This window comes from Paenibacillus apii (assembly GCF_011043685.1).
Taxonomy (GTDB): Bacteria; Bacillota; Bacilli; order Paenibacillales; family Paenibacillaceae; genus Paenibacillus_AQ; species Paenibacillus_AQ sabinae.
The window spans coordinates 1083165-1096991 of the sequence record NZ_JAAKGU010000001.1 but is presented as its reverse complement, the minus strand read 5'-3'; the positions used below and the strand labels follow the sequence as shown (position 1 = coordinate 1096991).

Below are 13827 nucleotides of genomic sequence, written 5' to 3'. Positions count from 1 at the left end.
TAGCACTCTACGGAGATGAGTGCTAACGAGCGAATTCCACAGGCGGACAGGAGGGAATGACATGTTAACCGAACGCCAGAAAATGATATTGAATGCCATTGTGGATGACTATATCCGTTCGGCCGAGCCGGTAGGATCGCGAAGCATATCCAAACGGGGCGATGTCAAGTTCAGTCCCGCCACGATTCGCAATGAGATGGCCGATTTGGAAGAGCTGGGATTCCTGGAGCAGCCGCATACGTCTGCGGGCCGGATTCCGTCCCATAAAGGCTACCGCTATTATGTGGACCATCTTGTGCCGTGGAATTCGGCAGGATCGGCTGAAACGGAAACGATCCGCTCTTTTTTCGCCGAGAAGCTGAATGCGACGGAGCAGTTGATTCAACATACGGCCATGATTTTATCGACGATGACGAATTACACTTCCATCCTGCTGGGACCGGAGGTTTTTCATACTTCACTGCGCCATTTTCAGCTGCTGCCGCTGGATGACCGGACCGCCGTGGCGATTATCGTCACCAGCACCGGACAGGTTGAGAACCGGAAAATCAGTATTCCTCCGGAGATTTCGGTTTCCGAAATGGAGAAGGTTGTCAATCTACTCAACAGTAAGCTTGTGAATGTACCTCTTTATAAACTGAAGAGCAGGCTTTACTCCGAGCTTGGGGAGGAAATGCAGCGTCATATTTCCCATTATGAGGAACTGATGCATATGCTTGACGAGGCGCTCGAAAGCGACCCGGAACAGCGCATTTACCTCAGCGGTGCGACCAACATGCTGACCCAGCCGGAATTCCGGGATGTCGACAAGGTCAAGGATATCCTTGATCTGCTGGAGGAGACACCTACTCTGCTCAAAATGCTCGCCCCGGCCTCCGGAGGCGCCGGCATTCAGGTCCGGATTGGCACCGAGAATAAGCATGAAGCCTTTGCGGACTGCAGCCTGATTACCGCAACCTATTCGGTTGAAGGCGAAGCGCTCGGAAGCATCGGCATTCTGGGACCGACCCGGATGGAATATGCGAAGGTGATGGGCATTTTGGGTATTTTGTCCCGGGATTTGACATCGCTGCTGCGTCACTGGTATAAGTGAATTTAGTGCAAAATGATTACCGTGATCATCTTAAGGAGGTGAACTTACTTGAAAGAGGAACAGGTTCAAGAATCGGGCGTGACCGAAGATAACAACATGAGCGGGGAAAGCGCGGCCGACCAGGCCGAAGCCGTCTCGGATAACCATAGCGAAGCGGCCGAAGAAGCCGTACATGCGGCTTCCGGCGACAGCGATGAAATCAAGCGTCTGCAGGAGGCTGCGGACGAGTATCAAGGACGTCTGCTTCGGGTGCAGGCCGACTATGACAATTTCCGCCGCCGCACCTTGAAGGAGAAAGAGGATCTGGCCCAATACGCCACCTCCAAGCTGGTTACGGAATTGCTGCCGGTGCTGGATAATTTCGAACGCGCGCTGGCGACGGCGCCGGCCGGAGAGGAAAGCGGCGCGTTCAGCAAAGGCGTGAATATGATTTTTCGCCAGCTGGAAGGGGTATTGAAGTCCGAGGGACTGACGCCTATGGAAACGGTGGGACAGCCGTTCAACCCGGAATTCCATCAGGCCATCATGCAGGTGGAGAGCGACGAATACGAGGAAGGCATTGTTACGGAGGAAGTCCAGAAGGGCTACCTTTTGAAGAACAAGGTGCTTCGTCCCGCTATGGTCAAAGTAAGCATGTAGTCAATATAATTGACGCGTGAATCGCCGGAAGCCTATTCCGGCGATATTGCCGTGCGTCTGCCATGGCGTTGTACCTGTCATGCTCGCGGCTTCCCGGCTGCGGCAAATGGGTGCCAGGGCAGTATCTCATTCGTAAAACTTAAGCAAATACTTACGAAGCGAGTTTGAAGTTTTATCTTGGCAGTATCACATTCGCAAAACTTAAGCGAACTCTTACGAAGCGAGTTTTGCTGAAGTTATTAACGAGGGCAAATTCATTCGCAAAACTTTTAAGGAGGCAAATTACTGTGAGCAAAGTTATCGGTATCGACCTTGGAACCACGAACTCATGCGTGGCCGTAATGGAAGGCGGCGAAGCCGTCGTCATCCCTAACCCGGAAGGCGCGCGCACGACCCCTTCGGTTGTAGGCTTTAAGAAAGACGGCGAGCGTATTGTCGGCGAAACGGCGAAGCGCCAGGCGATCACGAACCCGGACCGTACGATCATCTCGATCAAACGCCATATGGGCACGAACCATAAAGAAACCATCGATGGCAAAGACTACTCGCCGCAAGAAATTTCCGCAATGATTCTGCAAAAGCTGAAATCCGACGCTGAAGCTTACCTCGGCCAAGCGGTTACTCAAGCGGTTATCACCGTTCCTGCGTATTTCAACGACAGCCAGCGTCAGGCAACCAAGGATGCGGGCAAAATCGCCGGCCTTGAAGTTCTGCGTATCGTCAACGAGCCTACGGCTGCGGCGCTCGCATACGGTCTGGAGAAATCCGAAGACCAAACGATTCTCGTCTATGACCTTGGTGGTGGTACGTTCGACGTTTCCATTCTGGAGCTGGGCGACGGCTTCTTCGAAGTAAAAGCGACGAGCGGCGACAACCGCCTCGGCGGCGATGACTTTGACCAAAAAGTCATCGACTACCTCGTAGCCGAGTTCAAAAAAGAGCAAGGCATCGACCTGAGCAAGGACAAAGCGGCTGTTCAACGTTTGAAAGACGCTGCAGAAAAAGCCAAGAAAGAACTGTCCGGCGTACTGACCACTACGGTCTCCCTGCCGTTCATCACCGTTGTAGACGGCGTGCCGCAGCACTTGGAGGTCAACTTGACCCGCGCCAAATTCGACGAACTGACAGCGGATCTCGTAGAACGCACGCTTGCGCCGACCCGCCAAGCGCTGAACGACGCAGGCATGACTCCGGCTGATCTGGACAAAATCGTGCTTGTCGGCGGTTCCACACGGATTCCTGCCGTACAGGAAGCAATCAAGAAGCTGACCGGCAAAGAGCCGCACAAAGGCGTTAACCCGGATGAAGTCGTTGCCCTTGGCGCAGCAGTTCAAGCGGGCGTATTGACCGGCGACGTCAAAGACGTCGTTCTGCTGGACGTAACTCCGCTGTCCCTCGGTATCGAAACTGCAGGCGGTGTGTTCACGAAGATGATCGACCGCAACACGACGATCCCGACCAGCAAATCGCAAATCTTCTCGACGTTTGCCGACAACCAGCCGAGCGTTGAAATTCACGTTCTGCAGGGTGAACGCCAAATGGCTAACGGCAACAAAACGCTGGGACGCTTCATGCTGAGCGAGATCCCGCCGGCACCTCGCGGCGTTCCGCAAATCGAAGTTACCTTCGACATTGACGCCAACGGTATCGTGAATGTATCCGCAACGGATAAAGGCACGAACAAGAGCCAGAAGATTACCATCACTTCTTCCGGCGGTCTGAGCGATGCCGACATCGAGCAAATGATGAAGGACGCCGAGCTTCATGCCGAAGAAGACCGTATCCGCAAGGAATTGGTTGAAGCGAAGAACAATGCCGACCAACTTGTCTATGCGACGGATAAGGTCATCAAGGATCTTGGAGACAAAGTAGACGCATCCGAGATTGAAAAAGCGAACCAAGCCAAGGACAAAGTGAAGTCCGCGCTGGAAACTGATAATCTGGAAGAAATCAAGGCGGCTACCGATGCGTTGAACGAAATCGTACAGCAATTGTCCGTGAAGCTGTATGAACAAGCGGCCCAGGCTCAGCAAGGCGCTGAAGGCGCGGCTGACGCAGGTGAAGGCGCCAAGCGAGACAACGTAGTCGACGCGGACTATGAAGTGGTTGACGACGACAAGAATCAAGGATAAAGTTAAACGATAACAAAGCGCTAGAAAGGGGAAGGTCAAAACCGGGGCATCCCGTGTTTTGGCTTTCTTTTAAAATATAAGTATTTATAAGTTTCACGCTTGTAAATAGCCTTATATTTCTACGAGAGACGGATGTCGTCCTCTTCCAGAGGACGGCGAAGCCGTTTCTTCTTATGTAATAGGGATACGTTCCTGTACGGAGGTGAAGGCAGTGGCAGATAAGCGCGATTATTACGAGGTGCTTGGCGTAAGCAAGAACGCATCGGAAGACGAGGTCAAAAAAGCGTACCGCAAGCTTGCCCGTCAGTATCACCCGGATGTGAACAAGGCCAGCGACGCCGAGGCCAAATTCAAAGAAGTGAAAGAAGCGTACGACGTCCTGAGCGACTCGCAGGCTCGGGCGCGGTATGACCAGTACGGCCATATCGACCCGAACCAGGGAATGGGCGGCTTTGGCGGAGGTTTTGGCGGCGGCGATTTCGGAGGCGGCCTGGGCGACATCTTCGATATGTTCTTCGGCGGCGGAGGAAGACGCGATCCGAACGCTCCCCAGCGCGGGAATGATTTGCAGTATACGATGACCATTGAATTCAAGGAAGCGGTATTCGGCAAAGAGACCGACATCACCATTCCGCGTACGGAAACGTGCGATACCTGCTTCGGCTCCGGAGCGAAGCCCGGCACGAAGCCGCATACCTGCTCCGTCTGCCACGGCAGCGGTCAGCAGGAGGTTGTGCAGAACACGCCGCTTGGCCGGATGGTCAACCGCAGACCGTGCTCCAACTGCGGAGGCACGGGGAAGATCATCAAGGAGAAATGCACGACCTGCGGCGGCGGCGGCCGTGTGAAGAAGCAGCGCAAAATCCATGTCCGGATTCCGGGGGGCGTGGACGACGGCGCGCAGCTGCGCATGACGGGCGAGGGCGAAGGCGGCCTTCGCGGCGGTCCTGCGGGCGACCTGTATATCATCATTCGCGTGAAGCCGCATGATTTCTTCGTTCGCGAGAACGACGACATTTTGTGCGAGGTTCCATTGACCTTCGCCCAGGCGGCGCTTGGTGATGAGATCGAGATTCCGACCCTGACCGAGAAGGTCAAACTCAAGATTCCGGCCGGCACTCAGACCGGCACGTTCTTCCGTCTCAAAGGCAAAGGTGTTCCACGGCTTCGCGGGAACGGTACCGGCGACCAGCACGTCCGGGTCATTGTGGTGACGCCAAGCAAGCTGAGCGACGAGCAGAAGGATCTGCTTCGCCAGTTCGCTTCCTTCGACGGCGAGAATACGCATGAGCAGGGGCAGTCCTTCTTTGACCGGATGAAACGCGCCTTCCGCGGAGACTAGTTCAAGCGGAGTGAGCCTTACATTTGATTCTTATTATAAACGGCAGTCTCTCTTTTACCGAAAGAGGCTGCCGTTTGTTGTATAATGGGAAGTATAAGTGCCCGGCGTAAGCCGGCCAAATGCAGCAAGGAGCCGAAGGATGAAGACTATAATCGATATTGCCCGGGCGGCGGGAGTAGCCAAGAGCACGGTTTCCCGCTACCTTAACGGAGGATCTGTCAGTGAGGAAACAAGGGAAAAGATCGAGAGCATTATCAAGCAGCACAATTATGTCCCCAATACGTTTGCCCAGAGCCTGAAAGCGAAGAAGACCAGCATTATCGGAACCATCGTTCCCCGCCTGGATTCGTTTGCGGTTTCTCAGACCTTGATGGGGATAGACGATGAACTTCGGGACCGGCAGCATCAACTGCTTATTTCCAGCGCCAATCAGGATATGAACCGTGAGATTGAAGCGATCTACGATCTGGCCCGGCAAAAAATTTCCGGTCTGCTATTCATGGCGGCGGTAATTACAGAGCGGCATCTGAAAGCCATACGGGATTGCAAAGTCCCGGCAGTGGTCATTGGGCAACGGCATGCTTCACTTCACAGTGTCGTCCATGACGATTTTCATGCAGGCTACATCGTGGGCAAGCATATTCTGGATAAAGGGCACCGCCGAATCGCTTATCTGGGGGTTACCGAACAGGATAACGCGGTGGGTGTCATGCGCAAGGATGGCTTTAAAAAAGCACTGGCTGAATATGACGGGCGCGAGGTCCGGTATTACGAATCCGGCTTCCAGATGGGTGCGGCCGTAAAAGCCGCAGAACGGTTGCTGGATGACTGGACGCCCTCGATCGTTGTGTGCGCTACCGATAACATCGCGCTTGGCGTGATGAGGGCCGCTTTTTTAAGGCGGATTCCAATACCGGCGGGCCTTTCCGTCACCGGATTTGGAGGATACGAAGTCACTGAAATCATACATCCGGCTTTAACGACCGTAAAATACCATTATAAGCGGGCGGGCCAGCTTGCCGCCGAAAATATCATCGCTCTGGTGAACCGCGAGCCGGTCGAAATGGTGACGGTTCTGGATTGTCAGATTATCGATAGAGAAAGCGTTGACAATTTGCAGGGGCGCAGCATATAATAACCTTGGAACCGGTTCCGAGCCTTTTCCGATACTTTTGGAAAGGCGTTTTTATTAAACGGTTTGGAACCGGTTCCTTATTTTTATAATCAAGTTGGAACCGGTTCCGAAGAAAGCGTAATAATAGCTTTTCCGAAAAATATTGCAAAGCGGTGAGCAAATGGCAAAAATGAGCAGAGAGCAATTATACCGGCGAATCGATCAAGCGGAGGAGGGGGAATGGGAATCGCTGAAACAGCTGGCGGAAAGGAGTCCCTGGAGACAGAAGTTTCATATCCAACCCGAAGCGGGACTGCTTAACGATCCTAACGGCTTTTCCTTTTTTGAAGGGGAATATCATTTGTTCTACCAATGGTTTCCGCTGGGAACGGGGCATGGCATGAAATATTGGTATCATACCTCTTCTTCCGACCTCGTTCATTGGCGAAATCGGGGAATTGGCATCGCCCCGGGTGGCCCTTTTGATTCCCACGGGGCTTTTTCGGGAAGCGCTATTGAGAAAGACGGGAAGCTGTACCTGATGTATACGGGGAATACCCGCAGCCGGGGCTGGATCCGGCATCCTTTTCAGTGTATGGCCGTTATGGAGCCAGATGGGGTAATAACCAAGCTGGAGCAGCCGGTCATCCTGAAAGTGCCGCGCGGCTATACCGATCATTTCAGAGACCCCAAGGTGTGGAAGGCGGATGGAAGCTACTACTGCGTAATCGGCGCGCAGCGCCTTGACATGACGGGAGGCGCGGTAATGTTCCGCTCCCCGGACCTTAGCCAGTGGCATTTTGCGGGAGAAATCGAAACGAGCCTGAAATCGTTCGGTTATATGTGGGAATGCCCGGATTATTTTGAACTGGACGGAACAGGAATCCTGCTCTTTTCACCGCAGGGGGTGTCCCCGCAGGGCGACCGCTTCCGCAACATTTATCAATCCGGCTATTTAACCGGATCGCCGATGGACCTAAGCAGCCGGGAATTTCAGCACGGCGAGTTCAAGGAACTGGACTGCGGCTTTGATTTTTACGCTCCGCAGACGACGCAGGCTCCGGACGGCAGACGACTGCTCACGGCCTGGATGGGGCTGCCGGAGATCGAATATCCGACGGACGATCAGGGCTGGGCGCATTGCCTGACGCTCCCTCGGGAAATTAGCCTTCAGGATGGACGGCTGATTCAGCGCCCGGTTCGGGAATTTGTGAAGCTCAGAGGAGTCAAGACCGAAGTTCGAACGGTTGTGAATGACGAATCGCTTTCGATTGCAGAGCTTGCAGGCGACGCGTACGAGCTGCTGGTTGAGATCCGGGACGAAGGAGCGGACCGTTTCGGCATCGAATTCCGGGCAGGCGGTCTGGAGAAAACGGTGATCTATTATGACCGCTTAGATGGAACGCTGGTGCTGGACCGTTCCCTTTCCGGACAAAGCTTTGCCTTGAAATACGGAACCGAACGAAAATGTCCGCTTGAGCTTCAGGACGGAGCGCTCACTCTGCATTTGTTCGTGGACATTTCCTCGGTTGAAGTTTTTGTGAATGACGGCGAGGCTACTTTTACAGCCCGAATCTTTCCGGAGCGGGAAAGCACGGGAATCACTTTCTTTGCGGAGGGCGGCAGAGTAGCTTTTGACGCTTTAAAGTGGGATACTCATTAAACAGGGGAGGCAAAGATATTTATGTCCGAAAACCAAAAGATCGCCGAGCAGGTTGTAGAGGCAGTTGGAGGAAGAGAAAATATCGTTTCGTTTGCGCACTGCGCCACCCGCCTGCGGATTATGGTGCGGGACAAAGCGATGATCGACCAGAAGCGCACGGAGAGCATCGACAAGGTAAAAGGAGCCTTTTTCAACTCGGGGCAGTATCAGATTATATTCGGAACAGGTACCGTTAACCGGATCTTCGAAGAGGTGGAGAAGCTCGGCATTGAGAGCACTTCCAAGGAGAATCTGAAGCAGGAGGGGAAAAAAGCGGGGAATACGCTCCAGCGGGCCATTCGCACATTCGGGGACGTATTTGTCCCCATTATTCCCGTCCTTGTAGCGACAGGGCTGTTCATGGGCCTGCGTGGCCTGCTGACTCAGCCGCAAATTCTTTCCCTGTTCGGAGTGGCTCCGGAAGACATTTCACCGAACTTTCTGCTGTTCACGCAAATTTTGACCGACACCGCTTTTGCTTTCCTGCCCGCGCTTGTTGCCTGGTCGGCTTTCCGGGTGTTCGGGGGAAGTCCGGTCCTCGGCATCGTCCTTGGCCTGATGCTGGTAAATCCGGCGCTGCCCAATGCCTATGCCGTTGCGGGTGGGAACGCCGAACCTCTTACGTTTCTCGGATTCATTCCTGTCGTAGGTTACCAAGGCTCCGTATTGCCTGCCTTCTTCATCGGCTTGCTTGGCGCCAAATTGGAGAGGGTTTTACGTAAGCGCATTCCGGAAGCGCTTGATTTAATTCTGACGCCTTTTCTGACGCTGCTGGTTATGATTACGCTTGGCTTATTTGCCATCGGTCCGGTGTTCCATTCCTTGGAAACGGTTGTATTGAACGGAACCACTTATTTGCTCGGCCTGCCGTTTGGGATCGCCGGTCTGCTTATCGGTTTCTTTCAACAGATCGTTGTCGTTACAGGTGTGCATCATATCTTTAACTTTCTTGAAATTCAGCTGCTGGAGAAGACGGGCTCCAATCCGTTCAACGCGATCATTACCTGTGCCATGGCGGCTCAGGGTGCAGCTTGTCTGGCCGTCGGCCTGAAGACGAAGAACGCCAAATTGAAAGCGCTGGCACTGCCTTCCTCGCTGTCGGCTTTTCTCGGGATTACCGAGCCCGCCATCTTCGGGGTGAACCTGCGCTACATGAAGCCTTTCATTATGGGGCTTATTGGCGGCGCGGTGGGCGGATTCCTGGCTTCCCTCGTTAATCTGTCTGCTACGGGTATGGCCATTACTGTAATCCCGGGCACCCTGCTCTATATGAACGGTCAGCTTCCGCTGTACATTGTGTGCAACCTTACCGCCATGGCCGTCTCCTTCGTTCTGACATGGATGTTCGGATACCGCGACGCTGCATTGGAAGGTGCGGAAGAACTGACCGCTGAAGCATCAGGCCGTACGTTAAGCATAGACGCAGCTGTTCCTTCAGAATCCGCCATCCAGACTGCGGAGCCCGCAAAGGTCCCTGTTTTTGCGAAAGACCGCGCTGCCTTGGCGGATGCTCCCGGAACGTTGACGGTGCTTTCTCCGATTAGCGGCGAGTTGGTCGAGCTTGGCCAGGTGCCCGATCCGGCCTTTGCCGAGAAGCAGATGGGAGACGGCATTGCAATTCAGCCGAAGGAAGGAAAGGTCTATGCTCCGTTTGACGCTGTTGTCGCACATGTGATGGAAAAGAGCAAGCATGCGGTCATTCTGGAGCATGCCAGCGGCGTGCAGGTGCTGATCCATGTCGGAATCGACACCGTCTCGTTAAAAGGCGAAGGATTTGCGCTGAGTGTTCGCACCGGCGATCAAGTGAAGGCGGGACAACTGCTGATCGAATTCGACCCGGAATTGATCCGCAAAGCGGGACTATCCACCGTCACTCCCGTGATTATTCCAAACGGAATTGAAGGTGTACTTGGTTTCAGTCGCACTTCCGACGGACATGTAACCGCTGCCGCCGACCGGCTGATGAAGGTGAATTACGCGGTTGCCCATCATGCCTGACCTTCAAAAAGCGGATAGCCCGTCTCAAGGCGCTGTCCGCTTTTCTGTTCTGGCAGCTTGCTTTACAGGATAAATTCCGGCATACCTGCACACGCTAAGGCTGAAATCCCGGCGGGCATTTCGTCCGCTTTCGAAGAGGAGCGTGCAACAGGATTATGGCTGAAAAAAGTATTCTTGCCTATTTCAAAAGTCCCGAGGAAGCCGAGAGCGTCTCGCGCAAGCTGCAATCGCTTCGGGTTATCGATTTATCCATTGACCGTTTCAGCCGTTATGGCGGAGGCTTCACTTCCCAAGCCGCTCCGGCCAATGGCCTCATTTCAAGCCTTGGAACGGCGGCCACAGGATATCCCGACGCAGGTGTTATGGCTGCCGCCGATCCGAGTGCAAGCGGGATGAGTGATGGAGGCGCGGGCGGTCCGACAGGACGGGATATTCTCCTGACCGTCGTTGTCGATGAAGGGTCCTTCCATCAGGCTCTGTCGATCATCGAGGAAGCCGGCGGCATGCTCTGATCGTCCCTGCTGGAAATAGGTTCTGCAAAAATTAGAAAAGGGGATGCTGTCCGGAATGGTCAGAAATTCAAAAGTGCTGTCCAAGAATGAGAAGATGAAGAAGCTGTTCGGTGCCAAGAATGAGGACGTTGAATTTTCCGCAGTGGAAGCGGACCGGGACGATATCGAGGCTCTGGACCGGGCGCAGGCGGCGGACCGCAGACAGCTTCACGAGATAATTGAGGACGAGGAATAGTCCGTTAAGAGTAAAGGTACATGCCGGTTGTCCCTGGCGGCCCTGTCTATGTTTCAGGCGCTGATCAGGGACTTTTTTTGACGGGAAATAATCGGAACTGTCAGGCCCATAAAATTAACTGAATTCGGTCTGCCGGAGAAGGGTTTTGCCTTCTTGGTGTCGAATTGTGAATGCTTGGGAGGGATACATAAATGACACTTATTTTAGGCTATCAATTCGGGGAATACTCTATACCGCTGTCGTTTGCGGACCGTTATTTTATTCTGGAATCGGCGCCGGACGGGCTCAAAGTCAGCGTGCTGCATGGCCGAGACGAAGCCCCGGTGTTCGAAATTTTAAAAAATGAACCCGCCGGCAGTCCGTATTCGAATGTAATTCATTCCGTTCCCGGCGTGTTCGCGGTGAGAGATCAAACTGGCCGACCTGTGTATCAGCTGCAAATCGGCGCCGAGGCCAGAGCGGCCTTGGTGCTGGCGGATGGAAGCGAGCTGGAAGTCCGCTTTTCCGGGGATACAATTCAGGCAGGCAGCCTGGAAACGGCTAACACCAAATTCGGCAGTGGAATCGGCGTTAAGGTCGGCCCGGACGGGACAGTCGGAATCGGCAACTATTTGCCGTACAGCTTGCTGAAATGGTTTCAATGAGATAAGAGAACATCGAGTTTGGGGGGCGGCCTGGAGCCGGCCCCTTTTTTATACTTTTCGTCCGGATAATGAACCTTTTGGCCTCCCCGATTGTTATATAGACGAAACCGACAGGAAAGGAGGGCCCTGCAATGGATGACCGTGAACTGTTCGAGACGTACAGCAGAGATGTATACCGAACCTGCTACTACATGGTGCATAACGCGGCGGATGCCGAAGATTTGTGCCAGGACGTCTTTATTGCCGCATTCCGCAGCCGCCGGGAAGAGATCGTTAACCTCAAAGCCTGGATCATGCGAATCACCGTGAACCATTGCCTGAATCACCTCAAGCGCGGACGCATGGTGAAGCTGAAGGTGGAGGACAACCGGCATCTTTTGGCCGGAGAAGCGAACAAGCCGGTGGACCGGATTGTGGAGGACCGGGAGACAGCGGGAGAATGGGCCGTTTATCTGGAACGGCTCCCCGTCAAGATCAGGATGGCCGTTACGCTGAGGTATATGCATGATTTCAGCCTGTCCGACATTTCGGAGATGCTGTCCGTTCCACTCGGAACAACGAAATCGAGGCTGTATAAAGGGCTGAGGCTGATGCGAAAGATGCTGGAGAAGGGAGAAAAGGAGGGGGACTATGAAGAAACTGGAAGACGAGCTCAGGCTTCGGTTAAATGACGACGAACAAGTGCCATATCCCGACTTTGACGCCATGTGGGAGCGGATGCAGCAGATTCAGACCGATCAGGAATGGAAAAATACCTCTTCCGTCCCGTTCGTCCGAAAGCGGAAGGTGAAGAGAATCGCGGTTGCCGCTACCCTTGGAGCACTGCTTGCAGCGGCTCCCGTCTATGCTGCAGTTCATTATGACTGGGATACTCTTCTGCGTTGGAACAGCGGCGTGCAGACGGCCTTGAAGCAGAACCTGGGCCAGGAACTGGAGCAGTCTGTCACGAGAGACGGAATTACGCTGACGCTCCATACCGCGGTCGTTGACGAGAACCAGACGGTTATTTTGTACAGTCTTGACATCGGTAAACACAACAAAAACGAGTTTTGGAGCTTTGCCGGGATCAGCCTGAAGGATAAAGAGGGCAAGGTTGTCGATCTTCAAAAGGGCTCCCAGGTGTGGGATGACAAGAGCAACCGGTTTACGGGCTATTTACAGGCCGACTGGACGCCTTCAGGCGATACCGAGGAGGTTGAACTGTCCGCGCACAATCTGCGGTCAACCAGTCAGCAGGAGAAGGAGCTGGCACTAGACCCCGGTTCGCCGGAACTCCAGGAAATTGCAATTCGCCAAGATGGACTCAAGTCGGTTGGAGTGCAGATCTTCGAGCAGGGTGAGGATAAGTTTCTATTGGCGACTTCCGTTGATTTCGACCAGCCTGAAACGAAAGACTGGGCTTATCCGCGCATTGCCGTATACAAGAACGGGGCGGAGGTCCACAGTCTGCCAGGTGGAACATTCGGGACTCCCGGCGAGCATGGGGAATACACGATGCAGCAATATTTTAAACGCAGCTATCTTTCGGGCGGCTCAGCGTCCTATCGGCTTCTTTATACGAAGCTTGAGCAATCGCTGGAAGGCCCGTGGAATTTCGATCTTAAACTGAGCAAGGAGAAAATGAAGAGCGGGACTTTCATTAAGGCGTTGAATACAACACTCGAAGAGAACTCCCAGTCGGTACTGAAGAAAATGGTAACCACCCCTGTACAAATCAGCGTGGCCATAGAAAACTCGGCAAAGTGGGGAATAATGCCGTATCAAAAATATGAACTGTTGGTCGGAGGCAAAACTTTGGAAGGGAGACTATGGTCCAGCGAAGGCCGCAAGCCGCGTATCGAAACTTTCCGTTTTGATCGGCCTGCGAATTTGGTCATTACCCCGGAAACGCCAATCGTTCTGGTCTGCAGGTACAAGGTTACTTATCATGGCGGGGGTGAGGCTCCGGTCCGGCTGACCGGAATCGGTACGCAAAAGCAATCGCTGACTACAAATATCTCCGGGTATCCCGTGAAATGGACGTATTATAAGCAGAACGGGGATCTGTATGTGGAATCGGAGAGCGCCAGCCCCGGGTTCGGCGGTGTCAATCAAACGTATATCGGTACCGGAAAAAACCGGATAATCGGGAAACCGCTCACGGTGAACTTCACCGGGGACGGCAACAACAAGGCCATCGACGTTTACAAGAATTTCAAGGGGACGGAAGCGGAAATTCATATGTTTTATTACACGACCGACGATCCGGATAAAGAAACAAGAGTTGTCCTTCAGCCCGGCGAGGCGGCCGGAGGAGGCACGGAGCAGTAGAGTTCAGAGATGCGAACGGGAATTAAATACAGGTTTGAGAGGAGGGCCCCATGGTCCCCTCTTTTTTTTGGCTCATTCCTGCATAGCATTTGACAAGCACCGCCCC

At 53.7% G+C, this 13827-nt stretch carries 12 protein-coding genes; all 12 read left to right on the top strand.

Translation table 11 applies throughout. The annotated features are described in order from the left end of the window. Positions 1–61: 61 nt before the first annotated feature. The 12 genes from hrcA to G5B47_RS05405 all read left to right on the top strand — a co-directional run bounded on the left by hrcA (position 62) and on the right by G5B47_RS05405 (position 13721). Positions 62–1093, top strand: a complete 1032-nt coding sequence (hrcA, locus tag G5B47_RS05460; protein WP_165095132.1) for a heat-inducible transcriptional repressor HrcA — start codon at positions 62–64, stop codon at positions 1091–1093. A 48-nt stretch (positions 1094–1141) separates the two neighbouring features. Then, positions 1142–1732, top strand: a complete 591-nt coding sequence (grpE, locus tag G5B47_RS05455; protein WP_407945210.1) for a nucleotide exchange factor GrpE — start codon at positions 1142–1144, stop codon at positions 1730–1732. 287 nt (positions 1733–2019) lie between these two features. After that, entirely contained in the window at positions 2020–3864 is a 1845-nt protein-coding gene (dnaK, locus tag G5B47_RS05450; protein ID WP_165095129.1) for a molecular chaperone DnaK, read from the top strand. 211 nt (positions 3865–4075) lie between these two features. After that, positions 4076–5206: a molecular chaperone DnaJ gene (gene dnaJ / locus G5B47_RS05445; protein WP_165095127.1), complete on the top strand. Its 1131-nt coding sequence runs from the start codon at positions 4076–4078 to the stop codon at positions 5204–5206. A 139-nt stretch (positions 5207–5345) separates the two neighbouring features. Further along, on the top strand, positions 5346–6341 hold the full coding sequence (locus G5B47_RS05440; protein WP_165095124.1) for a LacI family DNA-binding transcriptional regulator: 996 nt from the start codon (positions 5346–5348) through the stop codon (positions 6339–6341). A gap of 160 nt (positions 6342–6501) precedes the next feature. Then, positions 6502–7983 carry a glycoside hydrolase family 32 protein gene (locus G5B47_RS05435; RefSeq protein WP_235957081.1) on the top strand — a complete coding sequence of 494 codons (1482 nt, stop codon included), beginning with the start codon at positions 6502–6504 and terminating at the stop codon, positions 7981–7983. A gap of 21 nt (positions 7984–8004) precedes the next feature. Beyond that, the gene (locus tag G5B47_RS05430; RefSeq protein WP_165095122.1) at positions 8005–10020 is read left to right on the top strand and encodes a sucrose-specific PTS transporter subunit IIBC; all 2016 of its coding nucleotides are present in this window, start codon (positions 8005–8007) and stop codon (positions 10018–10020) included. A 155-nt stretch (positions 10021–10175) separates the two neighbouring features. Beyond that, on the top strand, positions 10176–10532 hold the full coding sequence (locus G5B47_RS05425) for a hypothetical protein (RefSeq protein ID WP_165095120.1): 357 nt from the start codon (positions 10176–10178) through the stop codon (positions 10530–10532). Positions 10533–10587: 55 nt separating this feature from the next. Further along, on the top strand, positions 10588–10767 hold the full coding sequence (locus G5B47_RS05420; RefSeq protein WP_165095117.1) for a YfhD family protein: 180 nt from the start codon (positions 10588–10590) through the stop codon (positions 10765–10767). Between the two features lie 191 nt (positions 10768–10958). Then, positions 10959–11411 carry a hypothetical protein gene (locus G5B47_RS05415; RefSeq protein ID WP_165095115.1) on the top strand — a complete coding sequence of 151 codons (453 nt, stop codon included), beginning with the start codon at positions 10959–10961 and terminating at the stop codon, positions 11409–11411. A 131-nt stretch (positions 11412–11542) separates the two neighbouring features. Beyond that, on the top strand, positions 11543–12082 hold the full coding sequence (locus G5B47_RS05410) for an RNA polymerase sigma factor (RefSeq protein ID WP_165095112.1): 540 nt from the start codon (positions 11543–11545) through the stop codon (positions 12080–12082). Further along, positions 12042–13721 (top strand): DUF4179 domain-containing protein, encoded by a 1680-nt coding sequence (locus G5B47_RS05405; protein WP_165095109.1) that lies wholly within the window; start codon positions 12042–12044, stop codon positions 13719–13721. The genes G5B47_RS05410 and G5B47_RS05405 overlap by 41 nt, the downstream gene beginning before the upstream one ends. The last annotated feature ends 106 nt before the right edge of the window (positions 13722–13827 follow it).

What these genes read in the sequence shown, in the direction of transcription:
- G5B47_RS05440 (WP_165095124.1), top strand. Translation starts at nt 5,346, where the DNA reads ATGAAGACTATAATCGATATTGCCCGGGCGGCGGGAGTAGCCAAGAGC.
- G5B47_RS05415 (WP_165095115.1), top strand. Translation starts at nt 10,959, where the DNA reads ATGACACTTATTTTAGGCTATCAATTCGGGGAATACTCTATACCGCTG.
- G5B47_RS05435 (WP_235957081.1), top strand. Translation starts at nt 6,502, where the DNA reads ATGGCAAAAATGAGCAGAGAGCAATTATACCGGCGAATCGATCAAGCG.
- G5B47_RS05430 (WP_165095122.1), top strand. Translation starts at nt 8,005, where the DNA reads ATGTCCGAAAACCAAAAGATCGCCGAGCAGGTTGTAGAGGCAGTTGGA.
- G5B47_RS05410 (WP_165095112.1), top strand. Translation starts at nt 11,543, where the DNA reads ATGGATGACCGTGAACTGTTCGAGACGTACAGCAGAGATGTATACCGA.
- hrcA (WP_165095132.1), top strand. Translation starts at nt 62, where the DNA reads ATGTTAACCGAACGCCAGAAAATGATATTGAATGCCATTGTGGATGAC.
- G5B47_RS05405 (WP_165095109.1), top strand. Translation starts at nt 12,042, where the DNA reads ATGAAGAAACTGGAAGACGAGCTCAGGCTTCGGTTAAATGACGACGAA.
- G5B47_RS05425 (WP_165095120.1), top strand. Translation starts at nt 10,176, where the DNA reads ATGGCTGAAAAAAGTATTCTTGCCTATTTCAAAAGTCCCGAGGAAGCC.
- G5B47_RS05420 (WP_165095117.1), top strand. Translation starts at nt 10,588, where the DNA reads ATGGTCAGAAATTCAAAAGTGCTGTCCAAGAATGAGAAGATGAAGAAG.